Source organism: Jiella sonneratiae, assembly GCF_017353515.1.
Taxonomy (GTDB): domain Bacteria; phylum Pseudomonadota; class Alphaproteobacteria; order Rhizobiales; family Rhizobiaceae; genus Jiella; species Jiella sonneratiae.
Window position 1 is genome coordinate 46683 of the sequence record NZ_JAFMPY010000025.1, and the last position, 23719, is coordinate 70401.

Genomic DNA, 23719 nt, shown 5'->3' on the forward strand with positions numbered 1-23719 from the left:
CGTCAGGCGGCCTTGCGGCTCTTTTCGAAGCGCTTGCGCTCGTGCGGGTCGAGGTAGAGCTTGCGCAGCCGGATGGTCTTCGGGGTCACCTCGACCAGCTCGTCGTCCTGGATCCAGGAAAGGGCCCGGTCGAGCGTCATTCGGATCGGCGGGGTGAGCTTCACCGCCTCGTCCTTGCCGGAAGCGCGCATGTTGGTCAGCTTCTTGCCCTTCAGGACGTTGACCTCGAGGTCGTTGTCGCGGGTGTGGATGCCGATGATCATGCCGGCATAGACCTTCACGCCGGCATCGATGACCATCGGGCCGCGGTCTTCCAGATTGAACAGCGCGTAGGCGACGCTCTCGCCGTCTTCGGACGAGATCAGGACGCCGTTGTTGCGGCCGGCGAGCTCGCCCTTGTAGGGCTGGTAGGAATGGAACAGGCGGTTCATGACCGCCGTGCCGCGGGTGTCGGTCAGAAGCTCCGACTGATAGCCGATCAGGCCGCGGGTCGGCGCATGGAAGACCAGGCGCTGGCGGTTGCCGCCCGACGGGCGCAGCTCGACCATCTCGGCCTTGCGCTCCGACATCTTCTGGACGACGACGCCGGAATGCTCCTCGTCGACGTCGATGACGACCTCCTCGATCGGCTCGAGCATCTCGCCGTTCTCGCCCTCCTTCATGACGACCCGCGGCCGCGAGATGCCGAGTTCGAACCCTTCGCGGCGCATCGTCTCGATGAGGACGGCGAGCTGCAGTTCGCCGCGGCCGGAGACGTAGAAGGAATCCTTGTCTGCGGCTTCCTCGATCTTCAGCGCGACGTTACCCTCGGCCTCCTTCAACAGGCGGTCGCGAATGACGCGGCTCGTCACCTTGTCGCCTTCGGTGCCGGCGAGCGGCGAGTCGTTGACGATGAAGGACATCGTCACCGTCGGCGGATCGATCGGCTGGGCGTGCAGCGGCTCGGCGACCTGCGGATCGCAGAAGGTGTCGGCGACGGTGCCCTTGGAAAGGCCGGCGATGGCGACGATGTCGCCCGCCTCGGCATAGTCCAGCGGGACGCGTTCGAGGCCGCGGAAGGCGAGAATCTTGGAGATCCGGCCGGATTCCAGCTGCTTGCCGTCGCGGCCGAGCACCTTGACCGCCTGGTTCGGCTTGATCGAGCCGGCCTGGATGCGTCCGGTGATCAGCCGGCCGAGGAAGGGATTGGCCTCGAGGATCGTGCCGATCATCTTGAACGGCTCGTCCTTGCCGGCGGTGTCCGGCTCCGGCACGTGCTTCAAAATCAGATCGAACAGCGGGGTGAGACCCTGGTCCTGCGGCCCCTCCGGCTGCTCGGCCATCCAGCCGCCGCGGCCCGAGCCGTAGAGGACCGGGAAGTCGAGCTGTTCTTCGGTCGCGTCGAGAGCGACGAAGAGATCGAAGATCTCGTCGAGCACTTCCTTGTGCCGCTCGTCCTGACGGTCGATCTTGTTGATCGCGACGATCGGCTTGAGGCCGACCTTCAGCGCCTTGCCGAGGACGAACTTGGTCTGCGGCATCGGCCCTTCCGACGCATCCACGAGGATCACCGCGCCGTCGACCATATTGAGGATGCGCTCGACCTCGCCGCCGAAGTCGGCGTGGCCCGGCGTATCGACGATGTTGATCCGGGTGTCCTTCCACTCGACCGACGTCGCTTTTGCGAGGATGGTGATGCCACGCTCCCGTTCGAGGTCGTTGGAATCCATCGCCCGCTCTTCCTGGCGCTGATTGTCGCGGAACGTGCCGGACTGGGCGAGAAGTTTGTCGACGAGGGTGGTCTTGCCGTGGTCGACATGCGCGATGATCGCGATATTGCGAAGCTTCATGGGAATATCCGGTGTCTTTCGGGCGCGCAAAGAGCCCCGCCGGCCGGCAGGGCGCAGATTCTCGGCGATCGGGGTTGTAGCGATCGAGGCTCGCGCGAGCCCATACACGATTTTTCGCACCTGCGAAAGGCTCAGCTGCTCGCGTGCATCACCGCGTCTACGCCACGAGAGACGAAGCGCGCCGCAACCTCTTCGCCGACATCGAAGGCTTCGAGAATGCACACCGCCTGCATTCCGCGATAGGATTCAGATCACCGGCCGACACGGAACGTTCGTGTCCCCTGTCGTGGTGTAGCTGACGGCGTCGCACCGCGGTTCCGGCTAGGCCGGATTGATCAGCGGGCCACGGCTGGCAGGCTGATGAGAGGATCATCGCTCAAGGGAGCGACGGATTCCAGTGTCATATACCTAGCCCGCTGAACGGCCCACTCATCGTTCTGCTCGAGCAGCAAAGCGCCGACGAGACGCAGAATGGCCTCGTCATTGGGGAAGATGCCGACGACATCGGTGCGCCGCTTGATCTCGCCGTTCAGCCGTTCGATGGGATTCGTGCTGTGCAGCTTGGCACGATGCTCTCTGGGGAAGGTCATGTAGGCCAACACGTCGGGCTCGGCGTCGTCGAGGATGGCGGCGAGTTTGGGCACCTTCGGCCGGATCTGGTCGGCGACGGAACGCCATTGCAGGCTGGCGGCCTCGGGCGTTTCCTGAGCGAAGGCGGTGGCGATGAAGGCCGACACGACGCGCCGTCCGCTCTTGCCGGCATGGGCCAGCACGTTGCGCATGAAGTGCACCCGGCATCGCTGCCATGTCGCCGTCAGAACCTTGGTGACGGCCGCCTTGATGCCCTCGTGCGCATCGGACACGACGAGCTTCACGCCGCGCAGACCACGGCGGGTCAGCTTGCGCAGAAACTCGGTCCAGATCGGCTCCGCCTCGGATGTGCCGATTTCCATGCCCAGCACCTCGCGTCGGCCGTCGGTGTTGACGCCGACAGCGATGATGACGGCGACCGATACGATACGACCGCCACGACGGACCTTCAGATAGGTGGCGTCGATCCAGAGATAGGGCCAGTCGCCCTCGATCGGCCGTTCGAGGAAGGCTTTCACCTTGCCGTCGATCTCCTCGCAGAGCCTCGACACCTGGCTCTTCGAGATGCCGGTCATGCCCATCGCCTTGACGAGATCGTCGACCGAGCGCGTCGAGATGCCCTGCACATACGCCTCTTGAATGACAGCGGTCAGGGCCTTCTCGGCCATGCGTCGTGGCTCCAGGAAACCTGGAAAGTAGCTCCCCTTGCGCAGCTTCGGAATGCGTAGCTCGACCGTGCCGGCACGCGTCTGCCAATCTCGGTCGCGGTAGCCGTTGCGCTGGGCGAGGCGCTCGGCGCTCTTCTCGCCATAGCCAGCGCCGGTCGCAGCGCCAACCTCCAGCTCCATCAGACGCTCGGCGGCAAAGCCGATCATCTCGCGCAGAAGATCGGCGTCCGGGGTCTTCTCCAGAAGGCTACGAAGGCTCATCATGTCATCGGTCATCAGGGGATCTCCGGTTGCGGTTAGGTCTCGCAACCCAAGCCTACCCGGAAACCGCTGGTGACCACCGCGCCGCCAATCCCGTCCTACAGCGCAATGAAGGGCGCGGACGTGATCGGCGACGCTACCGCCGAGCTACACCACTTAGCGTAATCGCCATGTCCCCGACACTGCATATCGTAGTGCAGGATGACTGCAGCTCGGTGTGTCGCCGGGCGCCGAACATGGAGGCGACGATGACTGTATTTGCTGCTCTTGATGTATCACAAGACCTGACGGCGATCTGCGTGGTCGATGGCGCGGGAACGGTCTTGGCAGAAGCCAAGGTGCAGACCTGCCCCGACGCGATCTCGGCATGGCTCGCACGGCAGCCGGAGGACATAGGACGCGTCGGCATGGAAACGGGTCCGCTGGCTGTCTGGCTCTGGAACGCGCTGACTGAGCGGGGTCTACCGGTCGTCTGCCTCGATGCCCGTCATGCCAATGGCGTGCTGAAGATGATGCCCAACAAGACGGACAGGTTGGATGCCCGTGGCCTCGCGCAGATCGTCCGGACCGGCTGGTTCCGGGCCGTGCAGATCAAGAGCCACGACGCCTACGTGACCCGCGCCTTACTGACGGCCAGGGACACGCTGGTCGGCATGCGCGTCCGGCTGGAGAATGAAGTCCGGGGGCTTTTGAAGACCTTTGGCGTGATGTTCGGAAAGCGGGTCGGCGGCTTCAAGCGCCGCGCCGAGGAGATCATCGCGAGGGATCTCGCGGTTTCGCCCGAGCTCGTCCCTATCTTCGAGGCCTTGATGCGCGCCCGACGCGACATCCTGGCCAGGATAGCCGATCTCGATCGCCGGATTCGGGTGATTGCCAGACGCCACCAGACCGTCCGTCTTCTGATGACCACACCGGGCGTCGGACCTATTACTGCGATGGCGGTTGTCGCGGCCTTCGACGATGCCGGGCGGTTCCGTCGTTCGTCGAGTGCCGGGGCCTACCTTGGCCTGACGCCGCGCCGTTACGAGTCAGGCGAGATCAGCCGGAACGGGCGCGTCTCGAAGCGCGGCGATGCCTTCACCAGGAAATGCCTCTTCGAGGCGGCCAACGCAATCTACTGCCGGAATCTTGGTGGCGGGCGCCTGCGCGACTGGGCCAAGGCCATCGCGGAACGAACCGGACCGCGGAAGGCAAAGGTCGCGTTGGCAAGGAAGCTGGCCGTCACCCTGCACGCCATGTGGCGCACCGGAATGCCATTCCGGGAACAGGCTACCATCTGAACGTGCCAGATCCGCAACGCTGACTTCGCCACACCCGAATGCGTCCAGCCGGGACGCGCGGCGAGGGCAAGATCGTTCCGAGGACTGCGGCCATGACCGCGCACACCACTTCGATCCGCCCGACCCTGAACGCAAACATGCGGCGCCTACTACGGTGACCGCGGAGAGAACCCAAGAGCCCGGCACGCACAAGGATCAGCGATGAGATCAGCTCTTGACCAAAGCGATTAGAGAACGGGCGGGGACACGACCCACGGAACGTATGGCGGCTGACCCCGTCCACTTTTCGGGGCAGGATCATACCAACACACCACCCGGACAATGCGGAAAAGAAATCCAGCTTTTGCGGAGTTTTGGCTGCTATCCGGACCGTATTGGACCGTCTCGGACAGGGAAATGGTGCCCAGGAAAGGACTCGAACCTTCACGCCTCGCGGCACACGGACCTGAACCGTGCGCGTCTACCAATTCCGCCACCTGGGCACGGCCGGACCTTTAGAAGCTGGCTTCGTGGGTGTCAACGCGGTTTTCGCTGGAACTGGCTGCCAACGCATATGACAGGAGGTGGCGCATCGGGTTCCTCCGATCTCGTGGCCGCTCTGCATCGTGCTATTGCCCTTCGCAGGCCGCCGGCAGGGCTGATCCACCGCAGCGATCGCAGCAGCCACTCCTGCTCCATCGACTACCTGGCCGAGTTGAACAAGCACGCTGTCCCGATCTCGATGTCCGGCCCGGGAAATTGCTTCGATAACGCCCTGGGCGAGACGTGCTTCGAGACGCTGAAGGCCGCAATGGTCTGGCGAACCATCGTCCACAGCCGAGCCCAGGCCACCGTGGCGATCGGCCGATGCTTCACTTCGACGGCTTCTGCAATCCCGTCCGACGCCATTCGGCGCCCGACTTCATCAGCCCGCTGCAATGCCAGAAAGAGGTCGCCAAAAATCGAAATCGCTCTCCACTTTCCCGGGGCAAGTCCACTTCCCGACCGACGATGAAGGAACGTGCGGAAGTCCCTCCCATTCCCCTTCGCACCGGACGCGCCGATCCATCGCCCCTCTTCGGAATTGCGGAGGTTTTGCGGCCGGTGAAGATTATTTGTTCTTAATTTGCCCGGCGTTAGCGGCGGTCGTAGCGATTGGGGCGAAGCCGGGAAGCGCCGGCGGCACTCTTTTGCGAGGCCGCGACGCGACGCGACCTGACGGCTTCGATGCGGCCGGTTCGATCGCGCCCCGTTGCGCACGGCCGGCCATCGACGAGGATGAACCCATGCGTCGTCTCACCCTTTCCGCAACACTGGCAGCCGGCCTGATCGCCGCGACCTCGGCCTTCGCCGCCTCGCCGACGATGTCGAGCGACGCGATGGCGGGCAGCAGCAAGTCCGCCACCGCGACGTCGAGCGCGACGCCGATGAAGCACGTGGCCGCCAAGACCTCGACGCATGTCGCGACCGGCAAGATCAAGTCGATCGACACCGCCGCCAACATGCTGACGCTGACCAACGGCAAGAAGTTCACCCTGCCTGCCGATTTCGCCGCGACGTCCTACAAGACCGGCGAGCGGGTGAAGGTGAAGTACCAGACCGGCGGCAAGCAGATGGCGGCGCTGTCGGTCGTCGCCGCCAAGTAGCCCGCGGCGGCATCCCGCTCCCCGCCGCCCGGCGAACGGCATCGGAGGCGCCGCGCCATGACCGACGCGGCGGCCTGTGCCGCCCGAGGACTTTTTAATCCCCCGAGCCTTGTTCCAATGCTTTTTCCCTTGGCGCTGCGGGTTCACCCTCGCCCGGCGGTGCCGACAGGACCGGAGGCCCCCGCCTCCGGTCCGCCTGTTTTTGCCATAGCGCGTCGGGCCTTGCGGAAAGGATCGCGGGCATTCGACCGGAGCCGTGAGACGAGATCCGCTCGATCAGAGCGGGGCTCGTATCAAGCCCGTGCGGCGGATGAGCGTCTTTGTTACCGGCATCACGACGTGATCTGCCGGAAACCGTATGAGACGTCCGTCGTCCGCAGCTGCCGCGTTACCCGCAACTGCCGCGGACCGGGACCTCTTCCTTCTTGTCTCCCCAGAACACCGTCATCGTCCCGGTATACTGCGTCTGGTCGTTGAGCTTGGCGGTCCCGGTGAGGATCAGGCCGACGGAAATGCGCGGCTCGCCGGCGGCGCGCCAGTTGGTGACCACCGACTTTTCCTTGCCGGCCGAGGTCTTGCCGCGCTCGAGCTCGCGCACCAGGCCGTTCGCCATGACGTAGCCGCGCTCCAGCGGCTGGCCCTCGCCGGCGGAGTCGGCCACCATGGTGACGAAGACGAAGCGGCCGAAGCCCTTGCCGGGCTCCGTTTTGCCGGCATCGGCCGCGTCGCCGTTTCCGCCGCCGGCCCGCACGAAGGTGCAGCGGCTGGCGATCGGCGCCCAGTCGAGCTCGCCGAGGGTGAGCCCGCGCGGCGTCAGCCCCGAGGACGGGTCCTGGCTCTGGCCGGGCTTGGGCGGGGCGAAGGGCGAACTCTCGAGATCGATCCCGCCGGTCGCCGCGGCCTTCGGCTGCCCCTGCCCTTGCCCCTGCCCCTGCGCAAAGGCGCCGACTGCGGTGATCAGCACGGCAGACGCCGCCATTGCCAGCTTCAGGTCGCGTCGCAGATTCGCCATCTCGGGCACCCTCCCAGAACTTCGCCCCCTCATGCGTTTACCGCATGTCTCACAGAAAGCTCTGCGGGTCCACGTCGATCTGCAGCTGCACCGACCCGCGCGGGCGCGGCGCCCGCGCGAGCGTCTCGCGCAGATAGGCCTGCAGCGGGGCGCGGCGGCTCGCCTCGACGAGAAGGCGGAAGCGATGGCGCCCGCGCACCACCGCGAGCGGCGCCTCGGCCGGCCCGAGCATTTCGATCTCCGCCGTCTCCGGCGCCGCGGCGCGGATCTCGCGGGCGTGGCTCTCGGCATCCTTGCGGCTGTCGGCCGAGACGATGATCGCGGCGAGCCGGCCGAAGGGCGGCAGGCCGGAGCGGCGGCGCTCGTCGATCTCGCTTTCGTAGAAGCTCTCGGGATCGGCGGCGACGAGCGCCTGCATCACCGGATGCTGCGGCTGGTAGGTCTGGATCAGGCCGCGGCTCGCCAGCCCCGTCCGCCCCGCCCGGCCGGTGACCTGATGCAGCAGCTGGAAGGTGCGCTCGGCGGCGCGCGGATCGCCATTGGCAAGGCCGAGATCGGCGTCGATCGCCCCGACCAGCGTCATCTTCGGGAAGTGATGGCCCTTGGCGACGAGCTGGGTGCCGATGACGATGTCCGTCTCGCCGTCGGCGACGGCCTCGAGCTCGCGCCTGAGCCGCCGCGGGCCGCCGGCGATGTCGGAGGAAAGCACGATGGTGCGGGCCTCGGGAAAATCCTCGACGATCTCCTCGGCGATGCGTTCGACCCCCGGCCCGCAGGCGACGAGATGGTCGAGCGTCCCGCATTCGGGACAGGCCTCCGGCCGCGGCATCGAGAAGCCGCAGTGGTGGCACTGCAGGATGCCCCGGAGGCGGTGGTCGACCAGCCAGGTCGAACAGTTGCGGCACTGGAAGCGATGCCCGCAGACCCGGCAGAGCGTCAGCGGCGCATAGCCGCGCCGGTTGAGGAAGAGCAGCGCCTGTTCGCCCCGCGCGAAGGCCTCGCGGATGGAGGTCTTGAGCACCGGAGAGACGAAGTGTCCGCGCAGCGGCGGGTGGCGGCGCATGTCGACGAGAGAAAGCTCCGGCAGCGCGGCGTCGCCGTGCCGCGCCTTCAGCCGGACATGCGCGTAGCGGCCGGTCTCGGCGTTGACCCGGCTTTCGACGGAAGGCGTCGCCGAGGCGAGCACGATCGGAAAGCCGCCGAGCGAGGCCCGCACCACCGCCATGTCGCGGGCGTGATAGAAGGTGCGGTCCTCCTGCTTGTAGGCCGGGTCGTGCTCCTCGTCGACGACGACGAGGCCGAGTTCCCTGAACGGCAGGAACAGCGACGACCTGGCGCCAGCGACGATCCTGACCCGCCCCTCCGCCACCTGCCGCCAGATCGCCTCGCGCTTTCGCGGCGGAACGTCGGAATGCCACTCGGCCGGCGGCGCCCCGAAGCGGGCGTGGAAACGGTCGATGAAGCTCTGGGTGAGCGCGATTTCCGGCAGCAGGATCAGCACCTGCCTGCCGGCATCCAGCGCCGCGGCGACGGCTTCGAAATAGACCTCCGTCTTGCCCGAACCGGTCGCGCCTTCGAGGAGGATCGGCGCGAAGGCGCCGCCCTCCACCGCCGAAACGAGCGCGCCCGCCGCCCTGGCCTGGTCCTCGCTGAGCGCAGCGCGCCCGAACCCCGTGTCCGGCTCGGCGACGGCCGGGGGCGGCGGAAAGCGGGCCGTGCGGAAGACGCCCTGCCTGAGGAGGCCGTCGACCACCGAGGCGCTGACGCCGGCGGCATGGGCAAGGCCGCTCTTCGACCAGGCCGGCGCCTCCTCGGCAGCGACGATGACCCGCCGGCGCGCCGGCGTCAGCCGGTCCGGCGCCTCGCCCGTCGCCTCGATGCCCTCGAGCCATGGCTCCGGATCGAAGGCGGCGGGCGCCCGCAGCGCCATGCGCACGACGAGCCCCGGCGGCGACAGGGTGTATTCCGCGACCCAGTCGACGAAGCGCCGCATCGTCTCGTCGAGCGGCGGGCAGTCGAAGACGTGGGTGATCGGGCGAAGCTTCTTCGCCTCGACGCCGTCCGTCGGCCCGTCCCAGACCACCCCGGCCACCTGCCGCGGCCCGAGCGGCACCTGGACGATCGAGCCCGGCCGGACGCTCATTCCTTCCGGCACCGTATAGGAATAGGGCCTGTCGCTCGGCAGCGGCACGAGGACGGGCACGACGGTCTCGGGAAAGAGCTGATCGGTGAGGGCCAAGGCGGCTCCGCGCGACAAAGGAAGGCGGCGCCGGCGAATCGCTGCCGCGCCTCGATCGAACCTACCCGATCGAATGCGACATTCGACCCCGGCCCCGCCGGAACGCGCCGTCGCCTGGTACGCGAGGCGTGCGAGCCGCATACCCCTCGCGATCGCGACCAAATGTCCTATATCCGGCAAGAAAGCATCCGGCCGGCCACCGCGACATGAGGATCATGGTGGCGCCGGCCGCCGCGTCGCCTATAAGGACGCGGCCAACCCAACCGGAAGCGCGCGAAGGGCACTCCCATGAAATTCTTTGTCGACACCGCCGACGTCGCCGAAATCCGCGAACTGGCCGATGCCGGGCTTCTCGACGGCGTGACCACCAACCCGTCGCTGATCAAGAAGGCGAACCGCCCGATGCGCGACATCGTCGCCGAGATCTGCGACGTCGTCGAAGGCCCCGTCTCGGCCGAGGTGACGGCGCTCGAAACCGCCGAGATGATCCGCGAGGGCAAGATCCTCGCCGGCATCGCCGACAATGTCTGCATCAAGCTGCCTCTGACCCTCGACGGGCTGAAGGCCTGCAAGGAGCTGACCGGCGAGGGCTTCCTCGTCAACGTCACGCTCTGCTTCTCGGCGGTGCAGGCGCTGATGGCGGCAAAGGCCGGCGCGACCTTCATCTCGCCGTTCATCGGCCGGCTCGACGACATCAATCTCGACGGCATGGAGCTGATCGCCGACATCCGCCGGATCTACGACAATTACGGCTTCGACACCGAGATCCTCGCCGCCTCGATCCGGACGATCAACCACGTGCGCGAAGCGGCGCTGATCGGCGCCGACGTCGCCACGGTGCCCCCGTCGACGCTGAAGGCCCTCGTCAAGCACCCGCTGACCGACAAGGGGCTCGACCAGTTCCTCGCCGACTGGAAGGCGACGGGCCAGTCGATCGCCTGAGAAGGCGACACGCTTCCGCTCGTGGGCCGCGATCGCCGTCGAGGGGGCGGGCCCCACTCTTTTCGAGGGCTGCGGTCGGCCAAAAATGATACGGCAGCGGCTGGGTACCCCCCTCTGCCCTGCCGGGCATCTCCCCCTCAAGGGGGGAGATCGATCTTGCACCGGACCGCATGACCCTTCTCGACCACGCCACAGTCCTGCAGCGACGTGAAACGGAAATGCCTCGGTTCGAAGGAACGAGCGGTAGCAGCGACGCTGCCAATCTCCCCCCTTGCGGGGGAGATGTCCGGCAGGACAGAGGGGGGTGCCTCGGCACAGACCCGACCATCTATGAATCTTCACCCCGTCGCGCCCTCACCCGCCTTCGCCACCTCCTCACGCGGTGGATCGCCGCCCTCCGGGCGCACGGCGCGGCGCACGAGCCGCTCCAGCGTCATCCCCTGGACCAGCACCGAGAAAATGACGACGGCATAGGTCGCGGTGACGATCAGGTCCCGCGCCGCCCCCTCGGGCAGCGACAGAGCGAGCGCCACCGAGATGCCGCCGCGCACGCCGCCCCAGCTGAGGACCGCGACGATGCCGCGGGAGAAGCGCTCGCGCAGCCGCACGATCTGGAACGGCAGATAGACGGCGAGAAACCGCGCGAACAAAACCAGCGGGATCGCCAGCGCCGCGAGGGCCGCGGTCTGCCAGGTGAAGTCGACGAGGAGCAGTTCCAGCCCGATCAGCATGAACAGGACGGCGTTCAATATGTCGTCGACCAGCGTCCAGAAGCCGTGGAGATAGCGCTGGGTGAGGTCGCTCATCGCATAGGCGACGCCGCGATTGCCGATCAAGAGGCCGGCGACGACGACGGCGATCGGGCCGGAAAGGCCGAGCTTGTGGGCGCTCGCATAGGTTCCCATGACGAGGGCGATCGAGATCATCACCTCGACCGGATAATCGTCGATCTTCAGCATCATGCGATAGGCGAGGAACCCGGTCATCGCGCCGAAGACGGCGCCGCCGAAGGCTTCGACGACGAAATGCTGCAGCGCCATCGGCACGGTGAGATGCTCGCCGGACGAGCCCGTTGCGACCCCGACGAGGATGGTGAAGACGACGACCCCGACGCCGTCGTTGAACAGCGACTCGCCGGCCATGTCGATCTCGAGGCGCTTCGGCACGCCGCTCATCGCCTTCAGCGTCGCGAGCACAGCCACCGGATCGGTGGGTGAGATCAGCGCGCCGAAGACGAGCGCCCAGGCAAAATCGATCGGTACGCCGACCTGTCCGGCGAGGAAGTAGAAGCCGGCGCCGCAGATCGCCGTGGAGATCAGGACGCCGAAGGTCGCCATCAGGCCGACCGACAGGCTGCGCGATTTCAGCGCTGCCCAGTCGACATGGAGGGCGCCGGCAAACAGCAGAAAGCCGAGCATCCCCTCCATCAGCGTCTGGTTGAAGTCGATGTCGGCGACGGCCCGCCTGACCGCGACCGGAAAACCGAGATGCGGGAAGGCCCATGTCAGCCCGATCAGCACGAGCGAGCCGACGAGGCCGAGGATCAGGAGCCCGGCATTGCTCGGCAGGGCGATATAGCGCTTGTTGAAATAGCCGAAGGTCGCGGCGAGGACGAGCAGGAGGGCGGCCAGATCGAAGAGGGTCAGCATGGGCGGATCCGATCGTCGGTCGTCGAAAACCAAAAGGGGCGACGCCCCGCGCCGCCCCTCCTGAAGAACATGCAACCGGCCCGAAGGCCAGAGCCTTCGAACGCCCCGTCCGCGATCAGGACTGGAAATGGCTCTCGAGGAAGTAGATCGACTTGTCGAGGCCGCGGGCGACTTCCGTCAAGAGGTCCTCGGTCAGGGCGTCGCCGGCCTCCGACGCCTCCTCGATGCCTTCCTGCGCGGCCTTGCTCCAGGCCGAATAGGAGTCGGCGAGCCGCCTCAGGTGATCCTCGGACTTCACCAGATCGAGGGGATAGGGCTCGAGAATGGTGTTTCCGGCCGACGCCTGGACGGTTCCGTGCGCCTGGCCGCCGAGGGCCGTCAGCCGTTCGGCGATCTTGTCGACATAGTCCTCGACCACCTCGTGCAGGTCGTCGAACAGTTCGTGGACGGCGATGAAGTTCATGCCCTTCACGTTCCAGTGCGCCTGCTTGGTCTGGTAGGTGATGTCGATGGACGTCGCGAGATGGGTCTGGAGGAGTTCGACCATCGAGCCCCGGATGTTTTCGGAAATCGGGTTCTTGGTCGAATGCAGCTTGCTCGCGCCGGTCTTGTTGGTCTTCGTGGCCTTGGCCATGGAATGCTCCCTTCATGCGATGAGACGTGAACGCCCACCCCGCCGCCGGCGGGCGCAGAATTCGGGGCGATAACCGGTAAGTCTGAGGGAGGTTCCAGCGCAGTGGCGCCGACCGGAGAGAGTGGCCGGTGTTCCGGACAGAGATGCGCGGGCTGCGCCGCGCGGGAAAGGATGGCGCAAGCGCGCCCCGTCGAGACCGGCCTGAAACCGGCCGGGGCGGCCTCGTCCGCCGCCCCTGACGCCCGTCGCGCCTCTCGACGTTCGGCCGGGCTCAGCCGATCTCGTCCTTGATGCCCATATAGGCCTTGTCGCCCCAGACGCTCTTGACGCGGTCGTTGCGGCCGCAGCCGGTGCGGTAGAAGCGATATTTCACCGGATTCTTCTTGTAGTAGTCCTGATGATAGCCCTCCGCCGGCCAGAAGGTCGGGGCCATGGCGATCTCCGTCGCCACCTGGCCGAGATCCTTCTTCACCGCCGCCTCGGAGGCCTTGGCCTCTTTCATCTGCGCGGCCGAGGTGGCGTAGATCGCGGTCGTATAGGCGTGGCCGCGGTCGCAGAACTGGCCGCCCGCATCGGTCGGATCGACGGAATGCCAGTAGACCTCGAGCAGCTTGTCGTAGCTCACCTTCGAGGGGTCGTAGGTGATGCGCACCGCCTCGCGAAAACCCTCGTGGTCGTAGTAGGTCGGGTTCTGGGCCTTGCCGCCGATATAGCCCGAGGTGGTGTCGAGAACGCCCGCCACGTGGTCGAAGTCGCTCTCGACGCACCAGAAGCAGCCGCCGGCGAAGATCGCCGTCTCGCTCTTCTGCGCGACCGCCGGCCCGGCCAGCGCGGCGAGGCCGAGCGACAGGGTGGCGGCGCCGGCCAGCGCCCATGGGGTTATCCGCTTCATGCCCGTCTCCTCGATCGGTGTTGGTCGTGCCCCCCCGGCGGGCGGGCCGGACGGCATTGCTGGCCCGAGCGACGCCGCCTTTTTCCAGAGGGCGCGCATCTCCGGGCGTCTGTGTCGTCGAAGATTTCGCACGCGCCGGCGCGATGGTTTCACCCGAGACGCATCAACTCTCCCGTGATCGCATCACTTGCGCGCGCCATGCACACAGCATTCCCGTCGCGTCGCCCGGCCGACGCGGCGCCGCGACCCGATCAGCCGCCGTCGGCCGCAAACCCCGCCGCCTCGATCCCGGCGATCGCTGCCGCCTCGTCATTGTCGGAGGTGTCGCCGGTCACGCCGACCGCACCGAGGATGGCGCCGCCCTGGCCGCGCACCAGGACACCGCCCGGCACCGGCACCAGCACGCCGCCGGCCAGGGCGTTCATCGCCTGGACGAAATAGGCCTGCTCCTCCGCCCGCTTGTGGATCGCCCGCGAGCCCATGCCGAGGCCGATCGCCCCGTTCGCCTTGCCGATGGCGATGTCGGGGCGCATGCGCGACGAGCCGTCCGAGCGCTCCAGCGCGACCAGCGCGCCGCCGGCATCGAGCACCGCCACGGTCAGCGGCTTGAACCCCTTGGCGGCACCGGCCTTGAGGGCCTCGGCGACGATGATGCGAGCCTTGTCGAGGGTGAGCATTCTCTCTCCTTTTGGTTCGAGACAATGCAGATAGGCCTGGTGCCGCCGGCGTCATCCTCGTGGGCGCCCGGCGGGCCGGCCGGGCGCGGGCCGCCTCCGGCTTTTCTCAGCGGTTGACCAAGAGGATCTGCACCCGGCGGTTTTCCGCGCCGTCCGGATCGTAGGGGTTCTTGAGGTCGCGCTCGCCGCGGCCCGAGGTCACGAAGCGGTCGCGCGGCAGGCCCGACGCCCGCACCAGCGCGTCCGCCAGGGATTCGGCGCGCCGCTGCGACAGGTCGAGATTGTAGTTGTCGCTGCCGGCCGCGTCGGTGTGGCCGAGAAGCACGAAGCGCTTGTCGGCGAGCCGCGGGTCCTGCAGCGCCGTGGCGAGCTCGTAGATCTTGCCGTATTCCGCCGAGAGCGGCTGGTCGTTATTGTAGGCGAACAGCACCTCGATATCGATCGACGGCAGCGGCTTGGAATTTTCGACGGCGATCGCCGCGCGAACTTCCTGCGCTTTCTGCGGGGTCGCGGCCTGCCTGACGGCCACCGGCTCCGGCTCTTCCTCGATCACCCCGAGATTCTGGAGATCGTCGAGCGAGAACGACTTGGACGACTTCGAGGCGCTGCCGGAGCAGGCCGAGCCGCCGGTGACGAGGCAGTCGCTGAGCTTGCTGCCGCCCTGTGCCGACGGCCTGGCCGCGGCCTGGCCCTTCGACACCGAGGGCGCGGTGGAATCGAGGTCGAAACTGTCGAGCGACATGCCCTGCGCCATCGCGGCGCCGCCGCCCAGCAACAACGCGGTGGCGACGGCCCCCGCAAGGGCCGCCGCGCGCCCCGTCGCGCCGGGCAGGTGTCGTCCCCTGCCCCCGATACCGAACATCCGATCGATCGCTTGCGTTCTCATCTCCTGCTCCCAACCGTCCTCAGTTGACCTTTTCCACCGAACCGAACGCGTAGCCGACGCCGCCCGGCAGCGTCGACGTCGACGAGCGGCGATCGCTCTCGAGTTCGTCGCGGATGCCGCGCAGCCAGCCGACGACGTCCTTCTGCGTCGGCGCGGCGATGCATTTCGAACAGAACAGCACGATCTTGTTCAGCCCCACCGGATCCTCCTTCTGCAGCACCAGCTTCTTGCGGGTGTGCGGCGAAGCCTCGTAGGCGGTCGTGTCGCCGCCCTCGGCGCTCGTCTCGAAGACGCTGGTCGGGATCGGCGTCACCTTGCCGGAGGCAAAAGCGAAGAAGGCCGGCGTGCACTGGCGCACCAGGGCCTTGAGGGCCAGGCGGTCGCCGGTGTGGCCGACCGAGGGCGCGACCGAAAAGTCCAGGATCTCGCCGTCCTCGCTGCAGGACGGCGGAAGCGGGTCGGGGACGGTGATCGGCTGCGGCGTGTCGTCCAGCGCAGCGACGGCGCCTGCCACGCCGCCATCGGACGTCCCGCCGGGTTCGTCGACCGAGGCGACCGGCACCGGAACGGTCGGGATGGTTCCGTCGGCGCCCGGCGTCGGGTCGGTCGAGACGCCGGAGGCTTTGTTCCCGGCCACTTTCGCCTGCGCCTCGGTGCCCGCGCCCGCCCCCGTGGAGGGCACGCCTTCGGCGCCGTCCGTGGGCACGGCGGACCTCGAGCCGTCGCCGGCGGCGGCGCCATCCGCGGCAGGCTTTCCGGCGCTCGCATCGGCGGTGCTTGTCGTCGCGGCGTCATCCTTCGCCGCCTCGCCGGCGTCGGACTTGCCCGGCACCTCGACGACCGGCTCGGGCCTGGCGCGGCATTCGTCGAGTTCGTCCGATTCCGCCGCCACCGCGAAGCGCTGGCGCGACAGCAGCCGTCCCTTCGCTCTCAGCGAAGCGAGGATGCCGAAGGTGTCGTCCGGCCGGTCGGGAACCGTGAAGGCGAGCTCCAGCGTCGCCGCGTCGCTGTCGGCGCCGGGCGCGTCGATGAGGAGATCCGGCAGGGTCCGGTTCGTCCGGCCGGCGGCGAAATCCATCTGGCCGCTGCCGTAATAGGCGTCCTCGAAGCGCTCGACCGCCCGCTCGACATAGGCGCAGGAGGGCGTTTCCGACGGCTTCAGATAGACGCCGGAGACATTGCCGAGCCGCGGCGCCAGCTGGTCGAGCGCCAGCCGGTAGGCGCCGTCGAGCGTCACGTAGTCGCGGGCGCCCCGCGTGTCGGCCATCGGCTCCAGCGTGTCGAGCGCCAGGTTGAAGGAGATGCTGCGGTTGCAGCCATAGGCGCCGGCACCGCCGCGGGCGAAGACCGACAGGTCGAGCCGCGCGACACCGGGCTCCGGCCGGCTCGCCTTGAGGACGCTCGGAAAGGTCGACGAGCCGAGCTTGTCGAGGGCCGCGGCGAGCTGGTTCTGGTCGGTGGTGCCGAGGCCGGTGATCGGCGCGAGCGCCCCGGCATTGGCGGCCGCGCTGACGCTCTTTTGGACGCTGCTCGGCGCCTGCAGCCCGTCGAGCACGAGCTGGTTGATCCGGTTGCGGTCGCCGTCGGTGAAATGCGGGTCGCCGGCCGGAATGCCGTAGAAGGTCGCCTCGTAGGGCCGGCGCTCCTCCGGCCCGATGCAGTTGCTGGAGGAGAAACCGGCAAAGGCCCGCTCGAACTCGCTGGCGACGAGCCTCACCGCGTCGTCGCGCCCTGCCGCCGAAGCAGGGCCGGCGCGAAGGCCGAGCGGCACGGCGATGAGGGCCGCAAGTACCAGCCGCGCCGAAAGGGCGAGACACGGCGAAGCCGCGCCACGACGCATCGCGAGGCGAGCCCCGCCGACCCCCCAGAAGGCGGTGAGGGAAGCGGCCGGAGAAGCAGCCGGAGAAGCAGCCGGAGAAGCAGATTGTCGAACGCTGGTCATGCCGTCCCTTCGTCCAGGCGGGTTTTTCGATGCGACTGGAAACGCCAGACGCCCTTTCGTCCTGCAGGCGAGCCGCCCGGCCAGGCTTCCCGCGGCCGGCGCGGCTCCGCCCGCCCTGCGGCGCCGACGCCTCACTTCTTTGCGCAAGGCAGCGCCGCCGCCTCGAACCTTGCCGAGCAGGCGATCCTGCCGATCAGCGCCTGCGCCTCGCGCGAGGCACGTCCGTCCGCGCCGAGCAGGAACTTCATCCGGATCGTCGCCGCGGTAGCGCCGCCGTCGAGCCCGAGATTGTAGAAGCCGGACCGCCGGTCGGGGGCGACGCCCGAATAGACGAAGGCGCCGGCGAAATCCTTGGCGTAGGTGAGATGGCGCCGGTCGATCGCGCCGCGCCGCGCCTTCTCGTCGGCAAGCAGCGCCGCCGGCCCGACCTCGAGCTCGACGTCGAGATCGCCGAAGCGGTAGATCCTGAGGCCTTCCTGTTCGATGAGCGGCGTCGCGCCCGCCAGCCCGTCGGCCGAGAAGGCCGCAAAGGGATCGGCCCTCGCCGCGACGGCGACCGGCCGGTCCTTTGCCGCATCGCCCGTCGCGGCCACCTCCTGCGGCTCGGGATCTGCCGGCGGCGCGACGCCCCGCTTGTCTGCCTCGATGATCGCCCGCACCCGCTCCGGCAGATCGGCGATCTTCATGTCCTTCGGCAGCACCCAGGAGACCATGGGCGTCAGCCTGAGGACGCTCTGGCTGGCGCGCTGGCCGTCATAGGCGGCCTGGTTCCAGCCGGTCGCCGAGAAGACGAAGCTGGTGAAGGGCTCGGTGTAGGTGTCGCTGACGTCCTCCTTCCAGGCCATGCGGGCGAGCGAGACGGTGAAGTCTGATGAGGGGATCGTCTGGGAGGCGGTGGCGCCGCAGAAGGCGAGGGTCAGGGGCCGGTCGTCGATGTCGTAGCCGAGGAACGCCTCCCCCTCCCTGGTCTTGCCGGTCGAGGCCTCGCCGAAGTTCGAAGCGAGCGCCCCCACCCCGTCGAGGCCGGTGCGATAGTGCAGCGCCAGCAGCTTCTCGCAGACGTTCCGGGTGATCGCCGCGCGATCGAGGGAGAGCGCCGAGAGCGGCACCTTGGGCAGTTCGCCGCCGAAGGCGACGACGTCGGCCACCGTGTCGATCGCCATCACCGCGTCCGGCCCCATGGCGACGATCCGGTCGATGACCAGCGGATTGACGTTGAATTCGGCGAGGAAGCCGACGAGGGCCGAGATGCCGAGCCTCAGGCCGCTCGCCTGGGTCTCCAGCCGCTCGGCATCCGGCAAAGCGGCGATCGCCGCGGGCGAGACATAGGGCGAGTGGAAGCCGATGCGGGCGCCCGGCTCGACGAAGCGGTCGACATAGGTGCCGACGCCGCCGGTCGCATGGAAGCTCGACCCGCCGAGCCAGGCGAGCGCGCAGGCCGAGAGGCAGACATGGCCGGCCTCGACGACGGAGGCGACGTTCTTCTCGCGCATGGCCCTGGCAAGGGCGATGCCCTCGGTGAAGGTGCCGCCGGGGCTGTCGAGGGTGAGCATCGCGGCGGTGTTCTGGACGTCGCATTCGCGGCTGCGGCAGAGCGTCTCGACCAGCGCGACCAGCTTTTCCGCGTCGCCCTTGGCGATCGTCCCGGTCAGCGCGATGACCGGCTCCTCGCGGCTGGCGCCGTAGGCATTGCGCAGCAGGCGGAGTTCGGCGGCGGAAGCCGGGGTCCAAACGCTCGCGATCGCGAGATACGAGCCCGCCACGAGGCCCGAGAGCAGGATAAAAGTCGCGCTTCGCCGAGTGGCGCTCGGGCGTATCCGCCCGACACCCTCCGCCGGCGCACGCATCGCCGAACCGGCGTTACGACGCAGGAGCCGGTTCGCAAGGGCAACTGCCATAAGGCCCATTTGATCGCTCCTCCTCCCGGACGATTGCGGCGAAGGCCTGACCGAGACGTCTGCGGACGCCGACGCTGCACTTGGCGGAAACCTCGCGGCCTCAACGTCTGCCCGGAGGGAAGATAGCAGCTCGGCCGACCGATGGAAATGACGCGCCGGCAGGCACAAGGCCGGCTGCGATCGCGAAACTTCGCGTCTTGACGTGGCGCGTCGATTGTCATCATTGAGACCAAATCGAAATGCCTGCATGGCTTTTCGCGGCAGCAGGGGCGGCCTCGACCGGCCGAATTCCCCTTCGCAGCAACCAGATGAAAGCGATTGACTCTCGAACAAACGGAACCTCGACTGGTGGATGGCCGAGACTAAGGACATACCGCGAAAGGCGCGGACGTCTCGCCATGGTCGCCGATGGCATCGAAAGGCAACGAATGCTTCGCCGATGGGAGGGGTAGGTGATTTGGTGTTTTGAAGAATGAACGAGCGAGCGGCCTTGACCAAAGTCGATCCATCCGAACTACTCAAACAAGGCGTGACTCTCAGGAATGCTGGCGACCTTCGGGGCGCCGAATATGCATTGTCCGCGGCAAAGGATGCCATGCCGGACCACTTTCAACCAAGTTACGAGCTGGGAATACTTTACCAGAACGAGAAGCGGAAGTCCGAGGCGCTGTCGGCCTTTTCCTACGCTTACGAGCGTGATCCGGCCGAGCCCCGGGTGATCATGGCCTTTGCCCTTCATCTCGCGACCGACGGCCATACCCAGGCCGCGCTCGACGTTCTCGAGATGGCGCGACCGAGAAAACTCGAAACGGTCCGAAACATCGGGCTCGCCTCGCATTTCGTCCGCTTTGCGATCGACTTTCCGCTGGAAAAGGCCCAGACGCTCGCCGACCAGGCCCGTGCCGCCTATCTGCCGATCAAGGAAGTCACCGCGCGGATCCAGAACGCCGTGCAGAACAGCACACCCTTCGCGATGATCCGCTTTGGTGACGGCGAGGGGACTTGGCTGCATCGGTCGACCCGGGACGAGGTTCGCTATAGCGCTCTTTACGAACGCAACCGGCAGGAATTCTGGAACGTCTGGTTCGGCGCCGATCAAGCGTCCGAGCAGGACGGGTTCTACACCGCTCTCGCCGATCTGCGCCATCTCGCCAGGACCGCCGACATTATCGGCGCGCCGTCGATCAATTGGATCAGGCACGAATACGAGATCGCCAGCCTGCGCGGCGTCCCCGGAACGCTCAACGCCCTGCGTTGCGCACTAGAGGTCAAATCCCGCCAGACGGCACTCTACTCGGAGTCGCTCCATTATCAGTTGGAATCCTCCGGCTTCCTGCGTGAGTTGTTGAAATCGCAGACCCGGATCGGCGTAATGTCGTGCCACCCGGCCATCGTCGACTTCATGAAGACAGAATTTGGGTTGAAGGATGTCTACTATTACCCCATTCCAGGCGAGCCCTCGCGCCGGCACCTGCATGGCGACGCGACGATCACCGGCCGCCACTTTCCGGAATACTTCCGCAAGAACATGAGCCTGATCACTCAGAACGACCGCCAGCGCGGCCAGATCGTGCTCGTCGGTGGCGGTATTCTCGGCAAGCTCTACGCGCTGCGCCTCAAGCAGGCGGGAGCGATCGCGCTTGACATCGGCTCGCTTGCCGACAAGTGGATGGGCAAGAAGACGCGGCCGGGATTTTAAATTATAAAGACGACAACTACCCCAAAGGTAACTTGTGTGAGAAACGAGATTGCTGCATCCGAGCTTATTGCCTGTACCATTAGGGCAATTTTAGCTTCCGGCATTAACTTGGTCATAGACGGATCGTTTCATATTGAGATCGGTCCTCTTGTGGCGAAGGCAAGTGAGGCCATTCATAGGCCGGAAGATCTGCTAGCGATCGAGAGCAAACGTGGCGCGACCACCCTTCTAGATTTTGGTTGCGGCACGGGAGCTTATCGTAGGCTCTGCGAAAGTCACGGCTTTCAATGGACGGGCTTGAACTACGCCGAAGGAATGTCGGATGGCGCACGAGCGGCTGCTAAGAGGTTAGATGACATTGCTTTCTATGACGGGAGATGCATACCAGCCGAAGACAACTGCTTCGACGTTGTCTTTTCGATGCAGGTCTTCGAGCATTTGACCGATATTGCGGCTACGTTCTCGGAACTCGCCCGAGTGATGCGGCCGGGAGGGGCCATCGTTGGATCCGTATCGCAGCTAGAACAGATGCACGACTACAGCACGTTCAACTTCACTCCTTACGGCCTCAAGACCGCAAGCGAAGCGGCGGGACTACGATTAGAGAAGGTATATCCTCGGTTCGACGCTTTCACTTTTCTTTTCCGCCGCCTGCTGATCGTCACAAGTGGGACTAACGAGAACTCCCTATCGATGGAGTTGCGGCACGACAATATGGTGATGCAAGAGTTCGAGCGATACGGAAAGCGGATCGGAATGGACGAGGTTCGCACCAGCTTGATGAAACTGATGTTTTCGTCGCACTTTGCATTTGTCGTGCGAAAAGAGAAATAGCGCGTGAGATATGACATCGGCAGTTGTGCTGGAGAAGAATCTTTTTGATCATTGCGAAGCGCCCTTAGTCAAACGATAGGCCGTCAAACGTTGCCTATGGAATGCGCCCTCAACGTCTTGATCGGCGATGGCATCCGAAAATTAGGAAATTGGCTTTCTAAACAGCGACAAATACGATTTTTAGCAGTGCGACTATTGGATGCCTCAGTTTCAGCATGTTACGGCAGGCTTCTTGTACGGGCTCGATCAAAAGTGTTGGCTCTTTCCGGAGCACTTGGCACTAGGAGTGCCAATTCGAGTACTGTATCACTAACGCGCTAATCAATCTAACGATGCATCCCAGTATTCATGCAAGGTGTCGCTAATGTTACTTCTGGTATCAGGATCGCATTCGGCTTACAGTCGTTTCGGATTTGCAGCGGTTCAAGCAATTGCGCGCGCGGCTTACGGAACGATTCAGCCGGCGCAGTTTTCCAAGCTAGAACAGTTCTATAGCGCCTATAGGGACCGCAAGAGCGAAACGCTCGTTGCCTTCATCCAGGCTGGCGACGAGCGTATCGCGAGACTGCTTCAAAGGACACAATCCAAAATCGTTCTCTTTGAAGACGACCTGACGAACACAGTGGGACGGTTGATGATCGATCCCCGCCATACGTTTCGAAAGGCAGTCTGCTCCGCCACCATGGCGTCCGCCTCGCTGACCCATCTGGCCGAGACGACCAACGCCGTTGTCTATCCCTGCCCGATGCCGCAGTCGCTGATGCTGCCCTTCATCCAATCGCTGGCGTGGTTCTTCGGAATCGAGCCCGACCAAGCGCTTGTCGACAAAGTGGCGGTATCAATGAAGCTGGGCTCGGTCGACCCACGCACATCGATGATCGAGGCAATGGACGCCTTCGCCTCGGACTATGCGGATACGCAGGCGGTGCTCAAGAGTTTTGCACCGCAGCACATGGCGATAATGGAAGCGCTGAGGCGTAGCTACGGCACACGGGCCAGCGAGGATGCGAGAAAGACGCTGTCCTGGCCCATTCAAGCCCTGTTCGATCCTCGCAACCGGGAGGACTTCCTCCCTGACGAGATCGAGATGCAGGGCAAGGCGCGGACGCTGATCAGCGGGCCCGAATACCGCCTCGTGCCGGGCTCCTGGCTTACCGAGGTCGTATTGGGCATTAATGACAACCGTTCCGGTAATAAGATGGTCTGGACTATCGTCGAGGGAAAGGCGGTGCGCGCCCGGCTGAACTTCGAATTACCTTCCGAGGGAAGGCTGAAACTTACCCAAGCCTTCGACGTCGAAGATCCCTGCAGCCCGGTATCCTTCATCTTTGATATAAAAGAGGGAGCGATCGAAGGACGGCTCTCAATCCAATCAATCCGCTTGCGCCGACTGCGGCAACAACCGGTGCTCGCTGCCGAAGAGATAGCGTGATAGACTGAGGTACAGTGTCCCCGCCTTATTATTTGAGCCTTTGAGCAAACAGAGAGGGAGTGTCTCTCCGAGTGAGTGGACGAGCCTCAGTATCGTAAAAACCTGACTCGCTCGATGTCGCGGCCGCGCAACTCCCGCGAAAAGCCGAGCGGCCGTTGCCGTCAGGAGAACCGGGCCGTTGCGTGGAACAATCCGCGGTCGATCTCGCGCTGGCGGCGCTCGAGGTCGGCCATCGAGACGGACTGCTCGAGATAGGCGCGCTCGCGCGACTGGCGGCTGTTCGCGGCGAAGGCGCTGCGGAGGCGTTCGGTGATCTTCATGGCTTTTCTCCTTTGTCCGCCACGAAGCTAGGATCGATTGTGCAGCGCAGCAATCGGCGCAGCCGCAAGGCTCCCATGCATGGCTGCAAGGCAGCGGCGCGGCTCGCCCGCCCCTTGCTTTCCGGGTAGTCCCTCGGGCCGATGCGTTTCACGGCGCGGGCTGCGCCGTCCGCCTACGGCGGAGGCCGCCTTGCGGCGAGTAAGTTTCCGGCATGAGAACAGTGCGTATGGACAGGAATACGTCATCCGTGAAGTATCGATAACGGCTTGATAGGGTTTGGCTTTTTGGCTTCGGCAAGGTTTCGATTTTGCAGGAAAGCTGGGTTTTGACACCGGGTTTCTTGCGATTTCGGATTCCCAATTCCGCCGGTTTGTGGTCCGATTCACCTCGCGATCAGCGGAGGGTTCG

At 65.8% G+C, this 23719-nt stretch carries 18 protein-coding genes, 1 tRNA gene and 1 pseudogene; 7 read left to right on the plus strand and 13 right to left on the minus strand.

The annotated features are described in order from the left end of the window. Positions 1–2: 2 nt before the first annotated feature. Positions 3–1829 carry a translational GTPase TypA gene (gene typA / locus J1C47_RS19150; RefSeq protein WP_207352396.1) on the minus strand — a complete coding sequence of 609 codons (1827 nt, stop codon included), beginning with the start codon at positions 1827–1829 and terminating at the stop codon, positions 3–5. Positions 1830–1969: 140 nt separating this feature from the next. Between typA and J1C47_RS24245 the strand changes: the two are divergent. After that, positions 1970–2128, plus strand: a pseudogene (locus J1C47_RS24245) (IS3 family transposase); the annotation flags it as partial. Positions 2129–2164: 36 nt separating this feature from the next. Here the strand turns inward: J1C47_RS24245 and J1C47_RS19155 are convergent. Then, complete coding sequence (locus J1C47_RS19155; protein WP_207352397.1) at positions 2165–3364, minus strand: IS256 family transposase; 1200 nt, start codon at positions 3362–3364, stop codon at positions 2165–2167. A 233-nt stretch (positions 3365–3597) separates the two neighbouring features. On the opposite strand from J1C47_RS19155, the gene J1C47_RS19160 reads away from it, so the two are divergent. Then, on the plus strand, positions 3598–4629 hold the full coding sequence (locus J1C47_RS19160; RefSeq protein ID WP_207352398.1) for an IS110 family RNA-guided transposase: 1032 nt from the start codon (positions 3598–3600) through the stop codon (positions 4627–4629). A 397-nt stretch (positions 4630–5026) separates the two neighbouring features. On the opposite strand, the gene J1C47_RS19165 is transcribed toward J1C47_RS19160, so the two are convergent. After that, positions 5027–5111, minus strand: a tRNA-Leu gene (locus J1C47_RS19165). A gap of 783 nt (positions 5112–5894) precedes the next feature. Here J1C47_RS19165 and J1C47_RS19170 point away from each other — a divergent pair. Further along, positions 5895–6254, plus strand: coding sequence for a DUF1344 domain-containing protein (locus tag J1C47_RS19170; RefSeq protein ID WP_207352399.1), 360 nt, complete (start codon positions 5895–5897; stop codon positions 6252–6254). Positions 6255–6642: 388 nt separating this feature from the next. On the opposite strand, the gene J1C47_RS19175 is transcribed toward J1C47_RS19170, so the two are convergent. Beyond that, on the minus strand, positions 6643–7266 hold the full coding sequence (locus tag J1C47_RS19175) for a hypothetical protein (RefSeq protein WP_207352400.1): 624 nt from the start codon (positions 7264–7266) through the stop codon (positions 6643–6645). Positions 7267–7315: 49 nt separating this feature from the next. Beyond that, the gene (locus tag J1C47_RS19180) at positions 7316–9523 is read right to left on the minus strand and encodes a primosomal protein N' (RefSeq protein ID WP_425354581.1); all 2208 of its coding nucleotides are present in this window, start codon (positions 9521–9523) and stop codon (positions 7316–7318) included. Positions 9524–9793: 270 nt separating this feature from the next. On the opposite strand from J1C47_RS19180, the gene fsa reads away from it, so the two are divergent. Continuing rightward, complete coding sequence (fsa, locus tag J1C47_RS19185) at positions 9794–10447, plus strand: fructose-6-phosphate aldolase (protein WP_207352402.1); 654 nt, start codon at positions 9794–9796, stop codon at positions 10445–10447. 338 nt (positions 10448–10785) lie between these two features. Here fsa and J1C47_RS19190 read toward each other — a convergent pair whose 3' ends face one another. The 7 genes from J1C47_RS19190 to J1C47_RS19220 all read right to left on the minus strand — a co-directional run bounded on the left by J1C47_RS19190 (position 10786) and on the right by J1C47_RS19220 (position 18890). Beyond that, complete coding sequence (locus J1C47_RS19190; protein ID WP_207352403.1) at positions 10786–12096, minus strand: cation:proton antiporter; 1311 nt, start codon at positions 12094–12096, stop codon at positions 10786–10788. 115 nt (positions 12097–12211) lie between these two features. Beyond that, a complete protein-coding gene (dps, locus tag J1C47_RS19195) occupies positions 12212–12730 on the minus strand; it encodes a DNA starvation/stationary phase protection protein Dps (RefSeq protein ID WP_207352404.1) in 519 nt (172 codons plus the stop codon). A gap of 271 nt (positions 12731–13001) precedes the next feature. Next, positions 13002–13622 (minus strand): peptide-methionine (S)-S-oxide reductase MsrA, encoded by a 621-nt coding sequence (gene msrA, locus J1C47_RS19200; RefSeq protein ID WP_207352405.1) that lies wholly within the window; start codon positions 13620–13622, stop codon positions 13002–13004. Positions 13623–13873: 251 nt separating this feature from the next. After that, positions 13874–14299, minus strand: coding sequence for a GlcG/HbpS family heme-binding protein (locus J1C47_RS19205; RefSeq protein ID WP_207352406.1), 426 nt, complete (start codon positions 14297–14299; stop codon positions 13874–13876). A gap of 106 nt (positions 14300–14405) precedes the next feature. Beyond that, positions 14406–15185, minus strand: a complete 780-nt coding sequence (locus tag J1C47_RS19210; protein WP_207352407.1) for an OmpA family protein — start codon at positions 15183–15185, stop codon at positions 14406–14408. 19 nt (positions 15186–15204) lie between these two features. Further along, the gene (locus J1C47_RS19215; protein WP_207352408.1) at positions 15205–17025 is read right to left on the minus strand and encodes a hypothetical protein; all 1821 of its coding nucleotides are present in this window, start codon (positions 17023–17025) and stop codon (positions 15205–15207) included. 233 nt (positions 17026–17258) lie between these two features. Continuing rightward, positions 17259–18890, minus strand: coding sequence for a hypothetical protein (locus tag J1C47_RS19220; RefSeq protein WP_207352409.1), 1632 nt, complete (start codon positions 18888–18890; stop codon positions 17259–17261). 625 nt (positions 18891–19515) lie between these two features. Between J1C47_RS19220 and J1C47_RS19225 the strand changes: the two genes are divergently transcribed. The 3 genes from J1C47_RS19225 (at position 19516) to J1C47_RS19235 (ending at position 22990) form a co-directional block, all read left to right on the plus strand. After that, positions 19516–20724, plus strand: a complete 1209-nt coding sequence (locus tag J1C47_RS19225) for a tetratricopeptide repeat protein (RefSeq protein WP_207352410.1) — start codon at positions 19516–19518, stop codon at positions 20722–20724. Positions 20725–20760: 36 nt separating this feature from the next. Next, on the plus strand, positions 20761–21558 hold the full coding sequence (locus J1C47_RS19230) for a methyltransferase domain-containing protein (RefSeq protein ID WP_207352411.1): 798 nt from the start codon (positions 20761–20763) through the stop codon (positions 21556–21558). Positions 21559–21922: 364 nt separating this feature from the next. Further along, on the plus strand, positions 21923–22990 hold the full coding sequence (locus J1C47_RS19235) for a hypothetical protein (protein ID WP_207352412.1): 1068 nt from the start codon (positions 21923–21925) through the stop codon (positions 22988–22990). Positions 22991–23151: 161 nt separating this feature from the next. Here the strand turns inward: J1C47_RS19235 and J1C47_RS19240 are convergent, their stop codons facing one another. Continuing rightward, entirely contained in the window at positions 23152–23310 is a 159-nt protein-coding gene (locus tag J1C47_RS19240; protein WP_207352413.1) for a DUF3563 family protein, read from the minus strand. Between the last annotated feature and the right edge of the window lie 409 nt (positions 23311–23719).